Genomic DNA, 19,508 nt, shown 5'->3' with positions numbered 1-19,508 from the left:
GCTAGAAAAGGGTGGTTACATGAAAAAGTGGAAACTTACACTACAAGTTGCTGCGACCTATATAGGAACGGTCGTTGGAGCTGGATTTGCTACTGGGAAAGAAATTGTGCAATTTTTTACGAAATATGGGAGCGTCGGTTTAGTTGGCATTTTAATAAGTGGATTTTTCTTTATATGGCTTGGTTCTAAGATGATGTTAATGGCTAATGAGATTAAAGCTGACTCGTATCAAGAGCTTAATAACTATTTGTTTGGGTCAATGGTTGGAAAAGTAGTGAACGTCTTTACAATGATTATTCTATTTGGTATTACATCCGTTATGTTAGCAAGTACAGGAGCCATTGCGCATGAACAATTAGGGTTGTGGCCACAACTTGGCATGGTGCTTACAATGCTGTTAGCCTACATTTCAATCATGAAGGGCATTGAAGGGATAATGATTGTGAACTCTCTCGTTGTTCCAATGATGTTGACGTTTTCTGTCATTATTATTTTTCCTTATCTTCAACACATTCCATTCTTACATGTTTCTTCTATTCATCTTGTTACAACAGATTATAGTTGGGCACTAAGTCCGTTTTTATATATTGCATTCAACTTAGCGATGTCTCAAGCCGTTCTTGTTCCACTTGGTAGTGAAATAAAAGACGAAACCGTTATTAAACGTGGGGCTCTGTTAGGTGGAATCGGTCTTACGTTTATGATGATTGCTACCCATTTGGCACTCTCAAATGTTCCTTATACATTTCAGCTTGAGATTCCAATGAGCGAAGTGATTAAAGATGTTGCAGTATGGGTTAACTGGTTGTTTTTGCTAGTGATTTTTGGGGAAATCTTTACTACTTTAATTGGAAATGTTTTTGGGATGGCTAGACAGGTGAAGAGTGTGTTGCGCATTTCGGAGCATAAAGCATTTATGATTATTTTGCTGTTGTGCTTTACGGTGGGTCAGATTGGATATGGAAAATTACTTGAAGTTCTTTACCCGCTGTTTGGTTATATGGGGTTAGCGTTTATTGCCATGTTATGTATAAAAAAAGTAAAATAAATAAAAGATTATGACAATTTTAAGTGAATTTGGTATAATAATCTTAGAGGAACGCTTATAGAGTTAATGTGTTGACAAAATAAGACTGTTCACTTTATTGTAAGAATGAACAATAGAATAGTTTATCCTTCGGGGTCGGGTGAAAGTCCCAACCGGCGGTGATAAGATATCATATCTTTAAGCCCGTGACCCGTTTGTTCATTGAACAAGCGGTGGATCTAGTTAAAATCTAGAGCCGACAGTATAGTCTGGATGGGAGAAGGATCAGGACACAGTTTTTGTTATTTCTTTTTACGAACAGCAAAAGGTGTATTTGTGTTACACAAATAACATAAAGCCGCTGTTTTTAAATAAGGTAACGACTGTTTATTTGAGTATGCCTAAACGTATACGATTAACACTGATTCAACTCAACCAACCCCTAGGTTTTATACTAGGGGTTTTTATGTTTCTAGCTGGTTGGGAGGAGATACATTGAACGATGAGCACTTTATGAAGTTAGCAATTGAATTAGCAAAAGCTACACAAGGACAAACAAGTCCCAATCCAGTTGTAGGAGCCGTTGTGGTGAAAGATGGAGCCGTTGTTGGAATGGGTGCACACTTAAAGGCAGGACAAGCTCATGCTGAAGTACATGCATTAGCAATGGCCGGAGAACAAGCAAACGGTGCAACGTTGTATGTGACGCTTGAGCCTTGCGCGCACTACGGGAAAACACCACCTTGTGCGAACTTAGTGGTGGAAAAGAAAATGAAACGAGTCGTCATTGCATCCACCGATCCAAATCCATTAGTAGCTGGAAAAGGCATTGCGATAATGAAGGAAGCTGGAATTGAAATTGAAGTAGGTGTATTAGAAAAAGAAGCGACGGCTTTAAATGACCCGTTCTTTCATTTCATTCAAACAAAGCTTCCATTTGTCACACTAAAAACAGCAACGAGCTTAGATGGGAAAACAGCCACATACACAGGAGAAAGTAAATGGATTACAGGTGAACAAGCGCGGTTAGACGTTCATCAATTGCGTCATCAACATGATGCAATTTTAGTCGGCATCAACACAGTGAACATTGATAACCCAAGTTTAACAACGAGACTGCCCGGTGGAGGTAAAAATCCTGTTCGAGTCATTTTAGATACACATTTAAACATTGATGAACAAGCCACTATTCTTCATGATCAACAAGCACCAACATGGATTATAGTAGGACAAGCTGCACAAAGTAAAAAGATCGAAGCAATTACAAATGAGTTTGTCCGAGTCATCAAACTACCAACAGAACAACTTTTATTAAAAGATGTTCTACGCATTTTAGGTGAGAACGGAATTACTTCTTTATTTGTTGAAGGAGGATCTACTGTTCACGGTACATTCTTAAAAGAAAAGTTGTTTAATCAAATGATCACATATATTGCTCCAAAGTTGATTGGTGGAAGCAAAGCGCCAACGTCATTTGGGGGCGAAGGGATTGCTTCTATGAGTGAAGTCGTTGATTTGGAAATTACATTGGTTCAACAGCTAGGTCAAGATCTTAAAATTGTAGCCGTTCCAAAAGAAGGTGAAACGAATGTTTACAGGGATTATTGAAGAAATAGGTGACGTGAAACGTATTCAAAAAGGAAGCGATGCAATTGTTATTTCTATTCGTGCAGATAAGGTGTTAGAAGATGTGCATTTAGGAGATAGCATTGCAGTTAATGGGGTTTGCTTAACTGTTACATCTTTCTCGAAGCATGAATTCACTGTGGATGTAATGCCTGAAACGATTAAAGCCACGACGCTCAAAGAACTGACAGCGGGTTCAAAGGTAAACCTTGAGAGAGCGATGGCGGCAAATGGTCGATTCGGCGGACATTTCGTAAGTGGGCATATTGATGGGGTAGGAACCATTATCCGCAAAACGCCAAAAGGAAACGCCGTTTATTACGAAATTGAAGTGAGCTCAGAGTTAAGAGAATTTATGATGCTAAAAGGCTCTGTTTCAGTTGATGGTACAAGCTTAACTATCTTTGGCTTAACTGCTAACAGCTTTACGATTTCCCTTATCCCTCATACTGTCGCACATACCGTGATTGGCTACAAACAACGTGGTGATTCTGTCAATATTGAATGCGACATGCTTGCAAAATATATAAAAGAAATGATGACCAAAAAAGAAGTGCCATCAAGTAAAGGGAACATGTATGACCTCTTACAAAGGCATGGATATACAGATGAATGATGAGGTGAACGATATGTTTCATACAATTGAAGAAGCAATTGAAGAATTGAAAAACGGTAAAGTTGTCATTGTATGTGATGATGAGGATCGAGAAAATGAAGGGGATTTTGTAGCATTAGCAGATCGTGCTACACCAGAAGTCATTAATTTTATGGCAACTCATGGACGAGGTCTTATTTGCACGCCAATTATAGAAGAGTTAGCAGAAAAACTAGAGTTAAAACCAATGGTAACAACCAATACAGATATGCATGGAACAGCGTTTACTGTAAGCATTGATCATAAATCAACAACAACAGGAATTAGCGCATATGAGCGTTCTACTACTATTAAAGCATTATTAGATGATTATGCAGTTGCAGCAGATTTTCGTCGACCAGGTCACGTTTTTCCGTTAGTTGGTAAAAAAGGTGGCGTATTGCAGCGAGCAGGTCATACAGAAGCAGCAATTGATTTAGCTGTTTTAGCAGGAAGTCAACCTGCAGGTGTTATTTGTGAAATCATGAAAGAAGATGGAACGATGGCACGTGTGCCGGATTTAGTTCATGTTGCAGAAAAATTCGACTTAAAAATGATTACAATTAAAGATCTCATTGCATATCGTCGTAAGCATGAGCAGTTAATAAAGCGTGAAGTAGAAATTAACTTACCAACGTCATTTGGTGAATTTAAAGTAGTCGGTTATACAAATAAAGTGGATGAAAAAGAGCACATTGCTATTGTAAAGGGTGATGTTTCGCCTAATGAACCTGTGTTAGTACGTGTACATTCAGAATGCTTAACAGGTGATGTTTTTGGCTCTTTTCGTTGTGATTGTGGCCCGCAGCTTCATGCAGCACTTGCGCAAATTGAAGATGCAGGTAAAGGAATTTTACTTTATATGCGTCAAGAAGGCCGTGGGATTGGCTTGTTAAATAAACTACGTGCATACAAGCTACAAGAAGAAGGATACGACACGGTTGAAGCAAATGAAAAGCTTGGATTTGGGGCAGATTTACGTGAATATGGTATCGGCGCACAAATGCTAAAAGATTTAGGTGTGCGTAAAATGAAACTATTAACAAATAACCCACGTAAAATTACAGGCTTAAAAGGGTATGACCTAGAAGTTGTTGAGCGTGTGCCTATTCAAATGCCCGCGGTAAAAGACAATGAGAAATATTTAAATACAAAAGTAGAAAAATTGGGTCATTTATTAAATTTGGCCCACTCTAAACATTAATTAAACGAAGCGTTATACAAGCGTTGATGCTTGTTAGTAGAGCGCTAAAGCTAGATTAGACTATCACTTAAAAAGAAACATTGTTGAGGAGGAAGTTAAAAATGGGTCATGTATTTGAAGGGAATTTAGTAGGAACAGGGTTGAAAGTTGCGATTGTTGTAGGTCGTTTTAATGAATTTATTACAAGTAAGTTATTAGGTGGCGCACAAGATGCGTTAAAGCGTCACGGTGTAGAAGAAGAGAATGTTGATATCGCTTGGGTACCAGGTGCATTTGAAATTCCATTAGTAGCTAAAAAGCTAGCAGATTCAAAGAAATATGATGCGGTTATTACGCTTGGAACGGTCATCCGTGGAGCAACGCCTCACTTTGACTATGTATGTAGCGAAGTGTCAAAAGGAGTGGCGTCACAAAGTTTGCAATCGGGAATTCCAATTATTTTCGGTGTATTAACGACTGAAACGATTGAGCAAGCCATTGAGCGTGCGGGAACAAAAGCTGGAAATAAAGGCTGGGAAGCAGCTGCAGCGGCAATTGAAATGGCTAACTTACTACGAGGAATTGAATAAGAAGATTAGATAAAGATAAAAGAAGTGGTGAACAACGTGGCTTGTTCACCACTTCTTTATGCACAGGTGCATAATTTCAATTAAACATCTAAACCTATGTAGTATCATTTGCATTTACGAGAGGAAGAATGACATGCCTCATTATGTTCCTTTTCTAGTATTGGTCATTATAAGTATGATGATATTTGGTATCGTACTATGGCTAAAGCGAGATTCTACATTGTTTATATTATTTCTTTTTATGACAGGACTAGCTTATTTTTTGGAATACATTATTTTAATTTTATTTAATAGTTATCGTTACAACCCTGATTTGATGAAAGAGGATTATTTCGATAATATTTTAGGGTCAGTAACATCTCAAGCCTTTGCATTTCCCATTATGGCCGTGGTAATTGCGGCTTATCAATTAAGGTTACCTTACATTGTTATCATCTCTATCATGTTCATGGGAATTGAAGAGTTATTTTTAAGTTGGGATGTGTATACACACAATTGGTGGAAAACTCCTTACACGGGGGTTTTTATGACAATTGGGTTTTTAATATCAAAAATATGGTACGAATGGTTACATGAACGATTTAGTATGTTCATTCATACATTGACGCTTTATTTTTCAATGATTAGTATTAATGCAACGATTATGTTTGTCATTGTGGCTACGTTTCAAACTCATTGGCTACAATTGGATTTCTTTCAAAACAGTACAAGGGATCATATTAATTTAAATACGCTGTATGTTTTTCTGTTAACAGCTATTTATGTGTGTCTTATCCTGAAGCAAGCATCCATTCTATGGATAGGTAGTGTGATTGTTTTAATAAGAATATTCGATTGGATGTTAATTCAAGTAGGCGTTTTATCCTTAGCACCTTGGAATTCATTCTTTGTCATTGTATTGCTAGATATTTTTGTGCTACTAATCACAGCTGTTTTACATCGTTTTATCATTAAAAGCTGCTATGGGACAAATCCGTTAAAGGAGATAAGCTTTCAAAAGTATTACAAAGATGTGTAACGCTCTTATTTAATTGAACAATAAAAGGAATTTTTAAAAATGAATTGACGATAAATCAAATTATTTTGTAATATGGAAAGACGAATATTCGAAAGTAAACAGGGGAGTGGAGGATTCGTGAAGGAGTCCTTTTTTATAAAAAAGGTATTGAATAATAATGTACTGATTGCAACACATCCAATTTATAATGAAGTCGTTCTCATTGGTAAAGGCATTGGGTTTAATAAGAAAAAAGATGATTGTATCGATTCAGCTGATGTTGAAAAGATGTTTTTGTTAAAAAATGAACAAGAACAAGAGCAGTATAAGCAACTACTTACACAAATTGATGAGTCATTTGTAGAATTGATGAATGATATTATTTCTTATATTCAAAAGCATGTCCAAACCTCACTAAATGAACATATTCATATTGCGTTAACTGATCATATTGCGTTTGCTATTAAGCGTTTTCAACAAGGGCTTGATTTTAGAAATCCTTTTTTAATTGAAACGAAAGCTCTTTATCCAAAAGAATATGTCATTGCAACAGAAGTGATTAGGATGATTAAAAAAGAAATGGGTGTTGAGCTTCCAGAAGGGGAAATAGGCTTTATTGCGTTGCATATTCATAGCGCCATTACGCAAAAAAATATTTCTGAAGTAAATGAGCACTCAACTCTTATCCAAACCATTATTCAAGTGATTCAAGATTCATTTAAAGTGACATTGGACAAAGAGTCTGTTAATTATATGCGGTTAATACGGCATCTTCACTTTGCAATCGACCGTGTAAAAACAGGTGAAGAAATTGAAGAACCAAAAAAATTAGCTTTACTGTTGAAAGAAGAATACCCTGTGTGCTACAATGTTGCTTGGAAAGTGGTAAAAGTTATGCAACAAGCGTTACACTTACCTGTATATGAAGCAGAAGCTGTCTATTTAACGATGCATTTGCAGCGTCTAGTCAGCAAAACTGAATTATAAACCATTTCGGTACGTGTTACTGATTCGATCAGGCATGAGTGAGAAATGAAACGGATTTTATACAAGGGATTAGTATACCCTTTTTCGTTTCTTTTTCATCATGCCTTTTTTGTTTTCTTTAAACAATTACCTTTTATAAAAAGGTAATGAATGTAAGCGTATCAATTATGTTGCTTGTTGCACACTAACAAATATAGAAAAGGAGGTAGGCGCAATGTTTAAAAAACTTTTTGGTGTATTACAAAAAGTAGGTAAAGCGCTTATGTTACCAGTTGCCATTCTACCAGCAGCAGGTTTATTACTAGCTTTTGGTACTGCGTTTCAAAATCCAGACTTATTAGCTCGTATTCCTGCTCTTGAAGCAGAGTGGTTTCAATTAGTCGCAAATGTTATGGCTCAATCTGGTGACATTGTATTTGCAAACTTACCGTTACTCTTCGCAGTTGGTGTAGCAGTTGGACTCGCTGGCGGTGATGGTGTAGCAGGTATTGCAGCCATTGTTGGTTATTTAATTATGAATGTAACAATGAGTACAATTTTAGAGGGAACAGGTGTATTAACACCAGAAATGCTAGAAAATCCTAGCCTAATTGGACAAGATCCAACCCTAGCAATGGTACTTGGAATTCCAACTCTACAAACAGGGGTATTCGGAGGGATTATCGTCGGTGTTATTGCTGCATCTATGTATAATCGCTTCTATACAATTGAATTACCTCAATACTTAGGTTTCTTTGCTGGAAAGCGTTTTGTTCCAATTATTACAGCTGTTTCAACATTAATCTTAGGTTTAATCATGGTGTTTGTATGGCCACCAGTACAAAATGGCTTAAACGCATTTTCTCAAACAATGCTAGATGCAAACCCAACAGTTGCAGCATTTGTATTCGGTTTAATTGAACGTTCGTTAATTCCATTTGGTCTTCATCATATTTTCTACTCACCGTTCTGGTTTGAATTTGGTTCATATGTAAACCAAGCAGGTGAAGTGTTCCGTGGAGATCAACGTATCTTTATGGCTCAGTTACGAGATGGAGCTGAGTTTACAGCAGGTACATTTATGACAGGTAAATTCCCATTCATGATGTTTGGTCTACCAGCAGCAGCATTAGCTATTTATCATGAAGCACGTCCTGAAAACAAAAAATATGTAGCAGGTATTATGGGATCAGCTGCATTAACATCTTTCTTAACAGGGATTACAGAACCTCTTGAGTTCTCATTCTTATTCGTAGCACCTGTTTTATTCGCAATCCATGCAGTTTTTGCTGGACTATCATTTATGATTATGCAATTATTGAATGTGAAAATTGGAATGACATTCTCTGGTGGGGTTATTGATTACGTGTTATTCGGAATCTTACCAAACCGTACTGATTGGTGGCTTGTTATTCCGGTCGGTTTAGTTCTTGCAGTCATCTATTACTTCGGTTTCCGATTTGCGATTCGTAAGTTTAACTTAGGTACGCCAGGTCGTGAAGAGAAGCAAGAAGACGAAGAAGAAGGTAAAGTGGAAGCTGGAGAATTACCAAGCAATGTATTAGCAGCATTAGGTGGAAAAGAGAACATCACACATTTAGATGCTTGTATTACTCGTCTTCGTGTATCAGTAGATGATGTAAAGAACGTAGATAAGAACCGCCTTAAAAAATTAGGAGCTTCAGGTGTTCTTGAAGTAGGTAACAATATTCAAGCTATCTTTGGTCCAAAATCAGACACGTTAAAAGGTCAGATTAAAGACATTATGGATGGTAAAACACCAGTTGTTTCAAAAGAACAACCAAAACCAGTTAAAAACGAAGTGATTACACCAGCTGCTACAAGTGAAAACGGAGCAGAGATTATTTCTCCAATTGAAGGGGAAATCGTTCCGTTATCAGAAGTGCCAGACCAAGTGTTTTCACAAAAATTAATGGGTGATGGCTTTGCAATTATTCCATCAAAAGGCACAGTAGTTGCACCAGTAGACGGAAAAATAGTAAACTTATTCCCGACGAAACATGCTTTAGGAATTGAATCTAATACAGGTCGTGAAGTATTAATTCACTTTGGAATTGACACAGTTAACTTAAAAGGTGAAGGATTTAAAGCTCTAGTTTCACAAGGTGATGAGGTAAAACAAGGTCAACCTTTACTAGAAGTTGATTTAGACTTTGTGAAAGAAAACGCACCTTCAGTTATCACGCCAATTATTTTCACAAACCTACAAGCAGATGAAAAAGTTAACATTCTAAAACAAGGAACGGTTAACTTAAAAGAAGAACAGATTATTACTATTTCTAAATAGGCAAAAGGAGATTGATTATCATGGCAGAAAAAACATTTACAGTAACAGCAGACTCAGGAATTCATGCACGTCCAGCAACTACATTAGTACAAGCGGCTAGCAAATTTGATTCAGATGTAAACTTAGAGTTTAACGGTAAAACTGTAAACTTAAAGTCAATCATGGGTGTTATGTCTCTAGGGATTCCGAAAGATGCTACTATTAAAGTAACAGCTGAAGGTTCTGACGAAGCAGATGCAATTGCAGCAATCGAAGAAACAATCAAAAAAGAAGGATTAGGGGAATAATGACACAAGAAATCCTAGGCATTGCCGCTTCTAGCGGCATTGCTATTGCTAAAGCATTTCGTCTTGAAAATCCGGAATTAAAAGTAGAAAAGAAAACTGTTACAGACATTGACAGTGAGATTGCACGCTTAGAAAAAGCCCTTGCGACATCTACATCAGAACTTGAAAAAATTAAAGAACATGCGTTAAAAGAACTTGGTCAAGATAAGGCGGAGATCTTCTCAGCTCACTTACTAGTTCTAAGTGATCCAGAACTTATCAACCCAATTAAAGAAAAGATTCAAACTGAAAATGTCAATGCAGAGGTTGCATTAGATGAAGTAGCTTCTATGTTCATTTCAATGTTTGAATCAATGGATAATGAATACATGAAAGAACGTGCTGCTGATATTCGCGATGTAACAAAACGTGTGTTAGCTCATCTTCTAGGTGTAAACATTTCAAATCCAAGCATGATTTCAGAAGAGGTTGTCATTATCGCAGAAGATTTAACACCTTCTGATACAGCACAGCTTAACCGTCAATATGTAAAAGGTTTTACCACGGATATTGGTGGACGTACTTCTCACTCAGCAATTATGGCTCGTTCAATGGAAATTCCAGCAGTTGTGGGTACAAAAACTGTCATGCATGACATTGAGAATGGTGCATTAGTAATTATTGATGGATTAGATGGCAAAGTGCTTGTTAATCCAAGTGAAGAAGTTGTGAAGCAATATGAAGACAAAGCAGCAGCTTATGAAGCACAAAAAGCAGAGTGGGCGAAGCTTGTTAATGAAAAAACAGTATCTGCTGATAACCATCATGTAGAGTTAGCAGCAAATATTGGAACACCAGAAGATGTAAAAGGTGTATTAGAAAACGGTGGTGAAGCTGTTGGTCTTTACCGTACGGAATTCTTATACATGGGTCGTGAAGATCTTCCAACAGAAGAAGAGCAATTTACATCTTATAAAACAGTATTAGAGCGTATGGAAGGCAAGCCTGTTGTGGTTCGTACACTTGATATTGGTGGAGATAAAGAACTTCCATATTTAAATCTACCAAAAGAAATGAACCCATTCTTAGGTTTCCGTGCTATTCGTTTATGTCTTGAAATGCAAGATATGTTCCGCACACAACTTCGTGCGTTACTACGTGCAAGTGTATATGGTAACTTAAAAGTTATGTTCCCAATGATTGCAACATTAGATGAATTCCGTCAAGCAAAAGCCATTCTTTTAGAAGAAAAAGAAAAGCTTCAAGCTGAAGGAGTAAGTGTGTCAGATAACATCGAAGTTGGTATGATGGTTGAAATTCCTTCATCTGCAGTAATGGCAGATTTATTTGCGAAGGAAGTGGATTTCTTCTCCATTGGAACAAATGATTTAATTCAATACACGCTAGCAGCAGATCGCATGAACGAACGTGTATCATACTTATACCAACCGTATAACCCGGCGATTCTTCGCTTAATTCATATGGTTATCTTAGCAGCTCACAAAGAAGGTAAATGGGTAGGTATGTGCGGTGAGATGGCTGGAGATGAGATTGCGATTCCAATCTTATTAGCCCTAGGATTAGATGAGTTCTCAATGAGTGCAACATCAATTCTAAAAGCTCGCTCACAAATCCGTCAGCTTTCAAAAGCAGAAATTGAGCCACACATTGAAACAATTCTTTCAATGTCTTCAACTGAAGAAGTTATTGAATTTGTTAAATCAACATTCAATTTAGCGTAAAAAAGAAGCTCAGGTTCTCCTGAGCTTCTTTTTATTTACATAAATAGTGGTTGATGCCTAATCCAAACAGACCTACGCATCTTCCGCTCTTATCAACCGACTGTTTCTTTTTAAAAACAGTGTATAAAACAAAAGAGTCGCCTAACGTTCGGCGACTCAATCATTGGGAAAAGAGAAACTTTTTAAATTATGCAAATGGGGATACAAATTGAGAAAATGAATGCTACAACTAAAGTGTACTGGATAATTGATTATCCGTAAAATATCTATTAGTTATAGTTACCATGCACATAAGTTATACCCAATATAGATTGATTTAGAACATGTGAAAGACGGCGTGTTTTAACGCGTTCCCTCGACCTAAGCATGTGACCATCCCTAACTTTAAAGAAGAATGCACGAGGCTTAAATAGTAGGCCGTCAATCAGCCATTTTTAAGGTCGGTTATTGACTTCATATGATCAATGAATGCTTGGGTAGCAAACGAGATGTAGCGGTCCTTTTTGACAATCAAGGCTAGGTCCCATGGAATTTCGGTTTCTAATTCAATAATGGAAATGTGATTTTTGTTTAACTTTTGGCAAATGGAGTATGGAAAAAGCGTAATACCTAAGTTAGCTGCTACCATCTCTCCAATCAAGTCCCACTGAGAGCTGGTGTATGCAATCTTTGGGGTGAATCCACATTTAATGCACTCATTGTAAATGAGCTCGTGCATCGTAAAATCCTCATGAAATAAAATAAAGGATTCATCTTTTAATTCCTGTAATGACATTCCGTTTTTACGTGCAAAAGGATGTGAGTGATGAACCACAAGCTGTAATCGTTCTTTCACAAAGGGAATGGTGGAAAACTTCTGTTTATCAACAGGCAGTAAAGCTATACCAATATCTATTTCTCCAGTTTCTAAAATCTTTTGCATTTTTTTTGCACCGTACTCAATTAATTCAAGCTGAATCTCAGGATAACGATCATGAAACGACTTAATAATTCGAGGGAAAAAGAGTGTGCCAATAAGAGGAGGGAGACCAATTTTTATCGTTCCCTTTTGTAAATGCATTAAATCATAAAGTGAATTTGATAAATCACGTAAAGATGATAAAATGCTGTCTGCTTGTTGGTAAACAATTTTCCCCGCATCTGTTAGTTGAAGTCGTTTGCCAGAGCGGTCAATGAGCATAACACCTAATTCACTTTCTAGTGCTTTAACCATTTTACTTAATGAAGGCTGAGAGATATGTAATTCTTCAGAGGCTCTTGTAAAGCTACCATTCTTGGCTACTTCGCTAAAATAGTGTAAATGACGTACATCCATGTAATTCACCTTTCATTTTTAAATACAATTCGGCATTTTCTCTTCTTATCATAACGTATTCTTCATGCATAAGAAACATTTACGAATCGATCGATGATGAAATGATGATATAAAATTTTCTAACAGAATTTATGTAGATTTCAACTTGTATTAGATATATAATATATAAATTGAATACACACTTGTATGCGAGATGTAGAATGATGATATAAGGTGGTTAGAACGGTTGAGTAAAGCAGATGAGATTAAAGATGTTGTGTACATACATAATCATTTGAGTGAACGGTATTATGTTGCATATGGAATTGAGTTTAAGGAGTTTGTTCATTCACTTCCTAGACCTATTTCTAATATGTTATTGCTGAAGCATAAATTTGAAGAGAGTGATTATCATTTTTCTACACAATTAGATTATGTGGAAGGTCAACAAATTTGGTCTCTTGCAGAAGATAATGTTTATGATTACGGAGACTTTTGCTGGGTGGATTTTGACGACCTGTCTTCACTCGATTTACTTGAGCCAACAGAACTTGCAGCGCTTCTATACTTAGGACATTATAAAAAGCCTTTAGTTGCATCTTTTAGTAATAAGCTGAGCAATCAATTTGCTTACTTAGCTCATGATGATGGCTTTAGTAATAAAACGTATTACCGAGATGTGTACGACGTTAAGCATATGATTAGCCGTTTAGTTCCTTTGAAGATTACGTTATTAAAGCAAAAGAGGTTTTCTCTAAGACGTAAAAAAGTAGACTATCCTCCAATACCACTTGTGTTAGCTAATACATTATTAACCTTAATGAGTGATGGGCTACTTCTAGATTTTGAAGGAATGGTCCAAACACGTAAGGATATTCAAATTCCTATCTATACAATTGGTAAAGGGATAGACATGGATGAATTCTACAATGATCGCCATGAATATAAAAAGCAAAGCAAGTTACAGGCGTCTCTCGTTTTAAATAAAAAAGAATTAGAATGGACCTTAGTTGAATAATCAAGACCGCTATTCTCGTTGAGTATAGCGGTTTTTTTATTATATGAAGAGATGTGTGTATCCCTCGCTTATAAAAAACGTAGTAAAGTGTGAATTAATTGAGTAATTTGAATAATTACTGTAACATAATGTCATAAACATAAAGGGGGATATGTGATGGACTTACAGTTAAAAGGTAAAAATGCGTTAGTTTTAGCATCTAGTCAAGGGTTAGGGAAAGCGATTGCTAAACAACTCGTCCAAGAAGGTGCAAATGTGATGATTGCTAGTCGCTCTGAAGAAAAATTAGCAAAGGTTGCAGATGAAATGTCAGCAGAGTCAGACAGCAAAGTCCTTTATCACGTTGTCGATGTAACAAGCAAAGAATCCATTGAAAATCTTGTTCAAGCGACAGTGGATTCGTTTGGAACGATTGATATTTTAGTCAATAACGCTGGAGGACCAAAAGCAGGAGGATTTCTTACATTAAGCGATGAAGATTGGCAACAAGCTTTTGAGCTTAATTTACTAAGTTACATTCGTACGATTCGCGAAGTTCTTCCTCATATGAAGAAAGAAGGAGGCAAAATCGTTAATATTGCTTCTTCATCTATAAAGGAGCCAATTCCTGGACTTTTGTTATCTAATACATTTCGAACAGGTATTGTCGGCTTAACCAAAACGTTAGCACAGGAATTAGCGGAGTATAATGTTCTAATTAACACAGTAGCACCAGGAAGAATCGCAACAGATCGTACGGCTAAACTTGATCAATTGAATGCCGAGAAGCAAGGGATTGCCAAAGAAGAAATTGAGAAGCAAGTGAAGACAAAAATTCCATTAGGCAGATATGGAGAGCCAGAAGAGTTTGCAAAAGTCGTAACGTTCTTATTGTCTAGCGGAAATACATATATGACGGGTCAATCGTTCCTAATCGATGGTGGTATGGTTAAATCTATTTAAAAAAGCTGGGACATAAGTGAGTAAAACGAAGAAGAGAAGATTTATATGCAAAATCCCTTGCCGTTCTATCCATTAATGTTTCTGGACTTTTCGGGCAAGGGATTTTACGGGCTGAGTCAAACAGGAGTATTCTTTACCCTTTTGTCTCAGCTTCTTTTTATAGCCATGTTGTAACACGCTCTACTGGAAAACGAGCACTATTATGAGCAGGCTTAGCTGCTTTACCAATTGAGATAAGCATCACAGGAATATAGCGATCATCTACTTTAAACTCTTCAATGAACTGTTGAACATTAAATCCACCCATTGAACATGTATCATAGCCTTTCGCTTTGGCTGCAAGCATTAATGTCATCGCAGCAAGAGAAGAGTTCGTAAAAGCTGCATCTCGAGCGTATACAGGGTTACTGTATGCTCCTTCAATTTGGCCTGCTAAAATATCTTTTACTTCTGCTTTCATATATCCCGCTTCTACAAGAGGATTGTATACATCATCTATGTTTTTATGGGCTTCTAAGTCACCTAGAATCGCAACAACAGCCCCGGCTTCAACAACTTGTTTTTGATTATAGGCAATCGGTAATAAGCGTTCTTTTACTTCATCGCTTGTGAAAGCCATAAAATGCCATTGTTGTAAGTTCCATGCTGATGGAGACTTAATTGTTGTTTCTAAAAGGTCTGTTACTTCTTCTTTACTTAATTTAACAGATGAGTCATAGTCACGCACTGATGTACGCTCATTTACAACTTCAAAAAAATCTTTGCTCATAAATAAAACCTCCGTCATTCGTAGTATGTATAATGGTAATTAAAGTCAGTTGCTTACTATTTGTAAGTAAGGAGAATTCTACAGTAGTGGTTCTTTCTTGTCAAACAATATAGCTTAGCATGTGCAGTTTTCAACATTTCTTGCATGAAACCACGTTTTTATAATTTATCTTTGTTTTTATGTCATCCATAGTGGTAATTGGTTATTTCTTGTTCAAGGTTGCTCGCTTTCCCAGGAAAAGTGTGAGCAAGTCATCTACACTGAAAGTCTTTGAGTACTTGCTGTTTTCTATTCCTACCCTTGCCTACAATAACCGTACATTTTCTCCTTTCTTATTCATATAGTGTAAAAAAGAGCAAATACGTAAGGGGGGTGAGGTGGGTGACGAGAAGAGTCAAAGCTGCAATCCTAGCCATTTTTTTAGGTGGTTTCGGTATGCATAAGTTTTATATTAAACGAATCTTTGCAGGAATTTGTTATCTTCTTTTCTGTTGGACAGGAATCCCACAAGTAATAGGTATTATAGAAGGACTGTCTTATTTGTTAAAAACTGATGAACAGTTTGAAGAATATGAACACAATCACAATCACTTTCTTCTCTAAACATCCTCTTGTTTTTCAATCCCCATCACACGTTATTCTGTTTAAATAAATTTCCGTAAAAGATTGTTCTTTTTTCCCTTGTTCTAATTGTGTAAGATGATGATAGATGTACATGAAAAGGGGAGAAAGAAGATGAAAAAAGAAACGAAGGTTGGCTTTGTTGGCATCGGTGTAATGGGAAAAAGCATGGCTTCCCATCTTTTACATGCAGGATTTCCTTTATATATCTATACAAGAACAAAAGAAAAGGCACAACGTTTACTTGAGAGTGGAGCGATATGGAAAGAAAGTATAGCCGATCTTGCAAAAGAGTGTGATGTTGTATTCACGATGGTTGGTTATCCTAAAGATGTAGAAGAAACGTATTTAGGTGAAGAAGGCTTATTGCAGTACGCAAAGCAAGGTAGTTATTTAATCGATATGACCACTTCTGAACCATCTTTAGCGATTCGAATTTATGAAGAGGGAAAAAAGAAAAACATTCATGTGTTGGATGCACCTGTTTCTGGTGGAGATATTGGGGCAAGAGATGCTAAGCTAACCATTATGGTTGGTGGAGAGGAACAAGTATTTGAAGCGTGTAAGCCACTCTTTGAAAAGCTCGGAACAAACATTATTCTTCAAGGAAAAGCGGGAGCAGGGCAACATACAAAAATGTGTAATCAGATTACGATTGCCTCCACGATGATGGGAGTAAGTGAGGCGATGGTTTATGCTGAGAAAGCTGGATTAGACCCACAAACAGTATTATTATCAATTTCTACAGGGGCAGCCGGTAGTTGGTCTTTAGATAATTTAGCCCCTCGTATGATTGCGCAGAATTTTGAGCCTGGTTTTTATATTAAACACTTTATTAAAGATATGAGCATCGCGGTAGAAGAAGCAAAAGCATTAGGGATACATGCACATGGATTAGCGTTAGCTAAAAAATTGTATGAAGAGCTTGCTGAGCAAGGTGAAGAAAATAGTGGGACACAAGCTTTATACAAGCTGTATAAATAAGGATAGAGTAGAAGGTACTAACAGCTATATCTTTCAACATTCCGTTTACACTAGTAATAGGCTTGATTAAAGGAGTGTTGAAAAATGGCAAAGCGCACAAAAAAGAATGATGCTGATCAAAAAAATAAAAAAGGCTTCGATGCTGCAAAGCTAAATGCTGAATTTAGCCACGAATTTGGTAGCGCACAAGCGAATCAAAAGCATAAAGATAAAGCAAAAGAAGAAAAAGCCTCTAAAAACGATGGGAAATACAAAGGCGGTTTATAAAGAAGAATGGCTGAACTAAAGGTGAGTTTTTAGTCCAGCCATTCTTTTTAGTTTTTATTTAGATGGTGTTCAAGGCGGTTTAATGCTTCTGTAAGTGTATCCATTGAGTAGGCATAGGAAAGACGTACATATCCTTCACCTAAGGTAGAGAAAGCATTTCCTGGAACAAGTGCCACGCCAGCATCTTTTACAAGACTTAATGCAAAGTCAAAAGAGCTTTTGTGGAATTTTTGAATTGAAGGAAATAGATAGAACGCACCAGAAGGCTTTTCTACTTCAAATCCCATTGCTACTAATCGCTCGTAAACATAGTTTCTTCTTTTTTCATATTCTTGTTTCATTAGGATGGATTCGTCTTTAGCTGTTGTTAATGCTTCAAGTGCAGCTATTTGTGAAATTGAAGAAGCGCAGCTTACATTGTATTGATGGACTTTTAACATATGTTTACTTATGTATGCAGGAGCAAATAACAGCCCAATACGCCATCCAGTCATCGAATGAGACTTAGATACCCCATTTACAACAATCGTTTTATCTCGCATAGATGGGATTGTCGCAATTGATTCATGTTTTCCATCAAAAACGAGTTCGCTATAAATTTCGTCTGATAAAACAAAAATGTCTTTATCATGCAATAAGGTCGCAATATCCTCTAGCTCTGTTTTGGATAATGTAACCCCTGTTGGATTAGATGGATAAGGTAAAATGATACATCTTGTTTTTTCTGTTATGTGTTGGTTAATTAAATCTGCTGTTAGGCGAAATCCTGTGTTTGTTGTATCAACATGAACTGGAATAGCACCAGCTAGTCGGATAAGCGGTTCATAACCAGGATAAACAGGGCCAGGCAAAATCACTTCAGACCCTTCCTCTAAAATAGTACGCATCGCAATGTCAATGGCTTGACTAGCTCCAATGGTCACGATCACTTCTGTTTCAGGGTCATACTGTTGATTGTAGTTTGTGCGTACAAATTGTGAAGCGGCTTGTCGTAATTCTAAAATTCCTGCGTTATGAGTATAAGACGTTTTATTTTGATCAATAGCCTGTTTAGCAGCTGTTTTTACTGAATCAGGTGTTAAAAAGTCCGGTTGTCCAATTGTTAGTGAAAGTACGTCTTCATATTGTGAAACCATATTAAAAAATGTGCGGATACCCGAAATTTGAATGTTCTTAACACGATCATTAATGAGATGCTCCATTTGTTTCATCCTTTCTCTACGATTCAATTTATTTTAACACATTGCTGCGGTAACATCATGGAACAAAAATAAAAACGATGGGAGCTCCCATCGCTTTTATTTTTGTTGTAATTGAACCAAATTGTTATATTCTGTTGTTAATTGAATGAATGAATTTTTATCTTTACGATCTAGTGATTGGTCAATCAGGGACAGTAAATGTTTTTTATTAAAAGAGTAACTAATATGATTCAAAAAAGCACTAGCTTCTTCCTCAAAGCGTGTTGGCCTTACAATCGATTGTTTTTCTTTGTAATATTCATTTGCACGTCTTCCATGATAATTCATTTTAATACCTCCCTGTTTTTAAATAGCACGTTTTCAACTTACTAGGTATATACCCATATATATGTAAGTTAATCACAAGGTGTTAAAAGAATTTTCAAAGCCGAACAATTGTTTTTAAAACAAGAAGGTTTTTGTTACGAATGTTGAATGCCACTTAATAAAATAGAAAGAGAGTGACTGATTTTTTGCTGTAATGAAATGTCTAGTTGATGAGGATTTGTGCACCAATATAAAAGAATTCCGTAAAAATGCAAAATGGCTGATGAACCTACTTCCTCTGATGAAATGTTTTCTTTGAATTCACCTCGTCTTTTTCCCTCATCGATGAGTAAAATAACAGAATGTTTCATTTGTTCAATTTGTAAAACTTCAGAGCGATGAAAAGTTTCATTTGTAATAGAAATATGAAAAAGAGATCGAACGAGTTGAGGATTTGCTTCTTCATAGGATCTAACTAGCAGTTGAAATAATTGATGAATAGAAGAAGTAATAGGTTGTTCAGATTGTAATAACTCTTTTGTGTGCTGTTCAAAAAGTAATAATTGTTTTTCTCCTAATGTATGTAGAACTTCTTCTTTTGACTTAAAGTAATTAAAAAACGTTCCTTTTGCTACCCCGGCTTCATCTGTAATTTGGGATACGGTTGTTTTTTGATATCCTTGTTGTTGAAAAAGGCGAATTGCTACTTGTTGAAGCTTTTGTTTCGTTTGTTCTTTTTGTATTGTACGCTTCATTTTCCCCACTC

The 19,508-nt window shown here is 36.5% G+C and carries 20 protein-coding genes and 1 riboswitch; of the genes, 15 read left to right on the top strand and 5 right to left on the bottom strand.

What is annotated here, in order from left to right:
* Positions 1–19 precede the first annotated feature (19 nt).
* The 10 genes from JOC83_RS17580 to ptsP all read left to right on the top strand — a co-directional run bounded on the left by JOC83_RS17580 (position 20) and on the right by ptsP (position 11,339).
* Positions 20–1,048, top strand: coding sequence for a YkvI family membrane protein (locus JOC83_RS17580; protein ID WP_205188704.1), 1,029 nt, complete (start codon positions 20–22; stop codon positions 1,046–1,048).
* A 121-nt stretch (positions 1,049–1,169) separates the two neighbouring features.
* Positions 1,170–1,316: riboswitch (FMN riboswitch) on the top strand.
* Between the two features lie 206 nt (positions 1,317–1,522).
* Positions 1,523–2,635, top strand: coding sequence for a bifunctional diaminohydroxyphosphoribosylaminopyrimidine deaminase/5-amino-6-(5-phosphoribosylamino)uracil reductase RibD (gene ribD / locus JOC83_RS17575; protein ID WP_205188703.1), 1,113 nt, complete (start codon positions 1,523–1,525; stop codon positions 2,633–2,635).
* Positions 2,616–3,269, top strand: a complete 654-nt coding sequence (ribE, locus tag JOC83_RS17570) for a riboflavin synthase (RefSeq protein ID WP_205188702.1) — start codon at positions 2,616–2,618, stop codon at positions 3,267–3,269. The genes ribD and ribE overlap by 20 nt, the downstream gene beginning before the upstream one ends.
* Positions 3,270–3,282: 13 nt before the next feature.
* A complete protein-coding gene (locus JOC83_RS17565) occupies positions 3,283–4,491 on the top strand; it encodes a bifunctional 3,4-dihydroxy-2-butanone-4-phosphate synthase/GTP cyclohydrolase II (RefSeq protein ID WP_205188701.1) in 1,209 nt (402 codons plus the stop codon).
* A 101-nt stretch (positions 4,492–4,592) separates the two neighbouring features.
* Positions 4,593–5,060, top strand: coding sequence for a 6,7-dimethyl-8-ribityllumazine synthase (gene ribH, locus JOC83_RS17560; protein ID WP_205188700.1), 468 nt, complete (start codon positions 4,593–4,595; stop codon positions 5,058–5,060).
* 133 nt (positions 5,061–5,193) lie between these two features.
* Positions 5,194–6,078 carry a hypothetical protein gene (locus tag JOC83_RS17555; RefSeq protein WP_205188699.1) on the top strand — a complete coding sequence of 295 codons (885 nt, stop codon included), beginning with the start codon at positions 5,194–5,196 and terminating at the stop codon, positions 6,076–6,078.
* Positions 6,079–6,195: 117 nt separating this feature from the next.
* Positions 6,196–7,044: a glucose PTS transporter transcription antiterminator GlcT gene (gene glcT, locus JOC83_RS17550; RefSeq protein WP_205188698.1), complete on the top strand. Its 849-nt coding sequence runs from the start codon at positions 6,196–6,198 to the stop codon at positions 7,042–7,044.
* A gap of 214 nt (positions 7,045–7,258) precedes the next feature.
* Positions 7,259–9,331, top strand: a complete 2,073-nt coding sequence (gene ptsG / locus JOC83_RS17545; protein WP_205188697.1) for a glucose-specific PTS transporter subunit IIBC — start codon at positions 7,259–7,261, stop codon at positions 9,329–9,331.
* A 20-nt stretch (positions 9,332–9,351) separates the two neighbouring features.
* Entirely contained in the window at positions 9,352–9,618 is a 267-nt protein-coding gene (locus JOC83_RS17540; protein ID WP_110111707.1) for a phosphocarrier protein HPr, read from the top strand.
* The gene (gene ptsP / locus JOC83_RS17535; protein ID WP_205188696.1) at positions 9,618–11,339 is read left to right on the top strand and encodes a phosphoenolpyruvate--protein phosphotransferase; all 1,722 of its coding nucleotides are present in this window, start codon (positions 9,618–9,620) and stop codon (positions 11,337–11,339) included. The genes JOC83_RS17540 and ptsP overlap by 1 nt, the downstream gene beginning before the upstream one ends.
* A 424-nt stretch (positions 11,340–11,763) precedes the next feature.
* Here ptsP and JOC83_RS17530 read toward each other — a convergent pair whose 3' ends face one another.
* Entirely contained in the window at positions 11,764–12,654 is an 891-nt protein-coding gene (locus JOC83_RS17530) for a LysR family transcriptional regulator (RefSeq protein ID WP_205188695.1), read from the bottom strand.
* A gap of 226 nt (positions 12,655–12,880) precedes the next feature.
* On the opposite strand from JOC83_RS17530, the gene JOC83_RS17525 reads away from it, so the two are divergent.
* Together JOC83_RS17525 and JOC83_RS17520 are read left to right on the top strand one after the other, a co-directional pair.
* Positions 12,881–13,651 (top strand): peptide ABC transporter permease, encoded by a 771-nt coding sequence (locus tag JOC83_RS17525; protein WP_205188694.1) that lies wholly within the window; start codon positions 12,881–12,883, stop codon positions 13,649–13,651.
* Positions 13,652–13,807: 156 nt separating this feature from the next.
* The gene (locus JOC83_RS17520) at positions 13,808–14,593 is read left to right on the top strand and encodes an SDR family oxidoreductase (RefSeq protein WP_205188693.1); all 786 of its coding nucleotides are present in this window, start codon (positions 13,808–13,810) and stop codon (positions 14,591–14,593) included.
* Positions 14,594–14,750: 157 nt separating this feature from the next.
* Here the strand turns inward: JOC83_RS17520 and JOC83_RS17515 are convergent, their stop codons facing one another.
* The gene (locus JOC83_RS17515; protein WP_205188692.1) at positions 14,751–15,362 is read right to left on the bottom strand and encodes a nitroreductase family protein; all 612 of its coding nucleotides are present in this window, start codon (positions 15,360–15,362) and stop codon (positions 14,751–14,753) included.
* Positions 15,363–15,743: 381 nt separating this feature from the next.
* Here JOC83_RS17515 and JOC83_RS20225 point away from each other — a divergent pair, with 381 nt between their 5' ends.
* The 3 genes from JOC83_RS20225 (at position 15,744) to JOC83_RS17500 (ending at position 17,234) form a co-directional block, all read left to right on the top strand.
* A complete protein-coding gene (locus JOC83_RS20225) occupies positions 15,744–15,965 on the top strand; it encodes a TM2 domain-containing protein (RefSeq protein WP_205188691.1) in 222 nt (73 codons plus the stop codon).
* A 132-nt stretch (positions 15,966–16,097) separates the two neighbouring features.
* Complete coding sequence (locus JOC83_RS17505) at positions 16,098–16,967, top strand: NAD(P)-dependent oxidoreductase (RefSeq protein ID WP_205188690.1); 870 nt, start codon at positions 16,098–16,100, stop codon at positions 16,965–16,967.
* Between the two features lie 84 nt (positions 16,968–17,051).
* A complete protein-coding gene (locus tag JOC83_RS17500; protein WP_205188689.1) occupies positions 17,052–17,234 on the top strand; it encodes a hypothetical protein in 183 nt (60 codons plus the stop codon).
* 47 nt (positions 17,235–17,281) lie between these two features.
* On the opposite strand, the gene JOC83_RS17495 is transcribed toward JOC83_RS17500, so the two are convergent.
* The 3 genes from JOC83_RS17495 to JOC83_RS17485 all read right to left on the bottom strand — a co-directional run bounded on the left by JOC83_RS17495 (position 17,282) and on the right by JOC83_RS17485 (position 19,497).
* Positions 17,282–18,436 carry an aminotransferase A gene (locus JOC83_RS17495; RefSeq protein ID WP_205188688.1) on the bottom strand — a complete coding sequence of 385 codons (1,155 nt, stop codon included), beginning with the start codon at positions 18,434–18,436 and terminating at the stop codon, positions 17,282–17,284.
* A 96-nt stretch (positions 18,437–18,532) separates the two neighbouring features.
* Positions 18,533–18,763, bottom strand: coding sequence for an IDEAL domain-containing protein (locus JOC83_RS17490; protein ID WP_205188687.1), 231 nt, complete (start codon positions 18,761–18,763; stop codon positions 18,533–18,535).
* Positions 18,764–18,897: 134 nt separating this feature from the next.
* Positions 18,898–19,497: a TetR/AcrR family transcriptional regulator gene (locus tag JOC83_RS17485; protein ID WP_205188686.1), complete on the bottom strand. Its 600-nt coding sequence runs from the start codon at positions 19,495–19,497 to the stop codon at positions 18,898–18,900.
* Positions 19,498–19,508 lie beyond the last annotated feature (11 nt).

The organism is Priestia iocasae (assembly GCF_016909075.1).
GTDB lineage: Bacteria > Bacillota > Bacilli > Bacillales > Bacillaceae_H > Priestia > Priestia iocasae.
Note: the sequence above shows the minus strand (reverse complement) of the source record. Positions and strands in the feature narration are given on the sequence as shown.

Excerpts from the sequence above, each read along its gene's own strand:
- JOC83_RS17580 (WP_205188704.1), top strand. The coding sequence starts at position 20 with ATGAAAAAGTGGAAACTTACACTACAAGTTGCTGCGACCTATATAGGA.
- ribE (WP_205188702.1), top strand. The coding sequence starts at position 2,616 with ATGTTTACAGGGATTATTGAAGAAATAGGTGACGTGAAACGTATTCAA.
- JOC83_RS17565 (WP_205188701.1), top strand. The coding sequence starts at position 3,283 with ATGTTTCATACAATTGAAGAAGCAATTGAAGAATTGAAAAACGGTAAA.
- ribH (WP_205188700.1), top strand. The coding sequence starts at position 4,593 with ATGGGTCATGTATTTGAAGGGAATTTAGTAGGAACAGGGTTGAAAGTT.
- JOC83_RS17555 (WP_205188699.1), top strand. The coding sequence starts at position 5,194 with ATGCCTCATTATGTTCCTTTTCTAGTATTGGTCATTATAAGTATGATG.
- ptsG (WP_205188697.1), top strand. The coding sequence starts at position 7,259 with ATGTTTAAAAAACTTTTTGGTGTATTACAAAAAGTAGGTAAAGCGCTT.
- JOC83_RS17540 (WP_110111707.1), top strand. The coding sequence starts at position 9,352 with ATGGCAGAAAAAACATTTACAGTAACAGCAGACTCAGGAATTCATGCA.
- ptsP (WP_205188696.1), top strand. The coding sequence starts at position 9,618 with ATGACACAAGAAATCCTAGGCATTGCCGCTTCTAGCGGCATTGCTATT.
- JOC83_RS17530 (WP_205188695.1), bottom strand. The coding sequence starts at position 12,654 with ATGGATGTACGTCATTTACACTATTTTAGCGAAGTAGCCAAGAATGGT.
- JOC83_RS17520 (WP_205188693.1), top strand. The coding sequence starts at position 13,808 with ATGGACTTACAGTTAAAAGGTAAAAATGCGTTAGTTTTAGCATCTAGT.
- JOC83_RS17515 (WP_205188692.1), bottom strand. The coding sequence starts at position 15,362 with ATGAGCAAAGATTTTTTTGAAGTTGTAAATGAGCGTACATCAGTGCGT.
- JOC83_RS17505 (WP_205188690.1), top strand. The coding sequence starts at position 16,098 with ATGAAAAAAGAAACGAAGGTTGGCTTTGTTGGCATCGGTGTAATGGGA.
- JOC83_RS17500 (WP_205188689.1), top strand. The coding sequence starts at position 17,052 with ATGGCAAAGCGCACAAAAAAGAATGATGCTGATCAAAAAAATAAAAAA.
- JOC83_RS17495 (WP_205188688.1), bottom strand. The coding sequence starts at position 18,436 with ATGGAGCATCTCATTAATGATCGTGTTAAGAACATTCAAATTTCGGGT.
- JOC83_RS17490 (WP_205188687.1), bottom strand. The coding sequence starts at position 18,763 with ATGAATTATCATGGAAGACGTGCAAATGAATATTACAAAGAAAAACAA.
- JOC83_RS17485 (WP_205188686.1), bottom strand. The coding sequence starts at position 19,497 with ATGAAGCGTACAATACAAAAAGAACAAACGAAACAAAAGCTTCAACAA.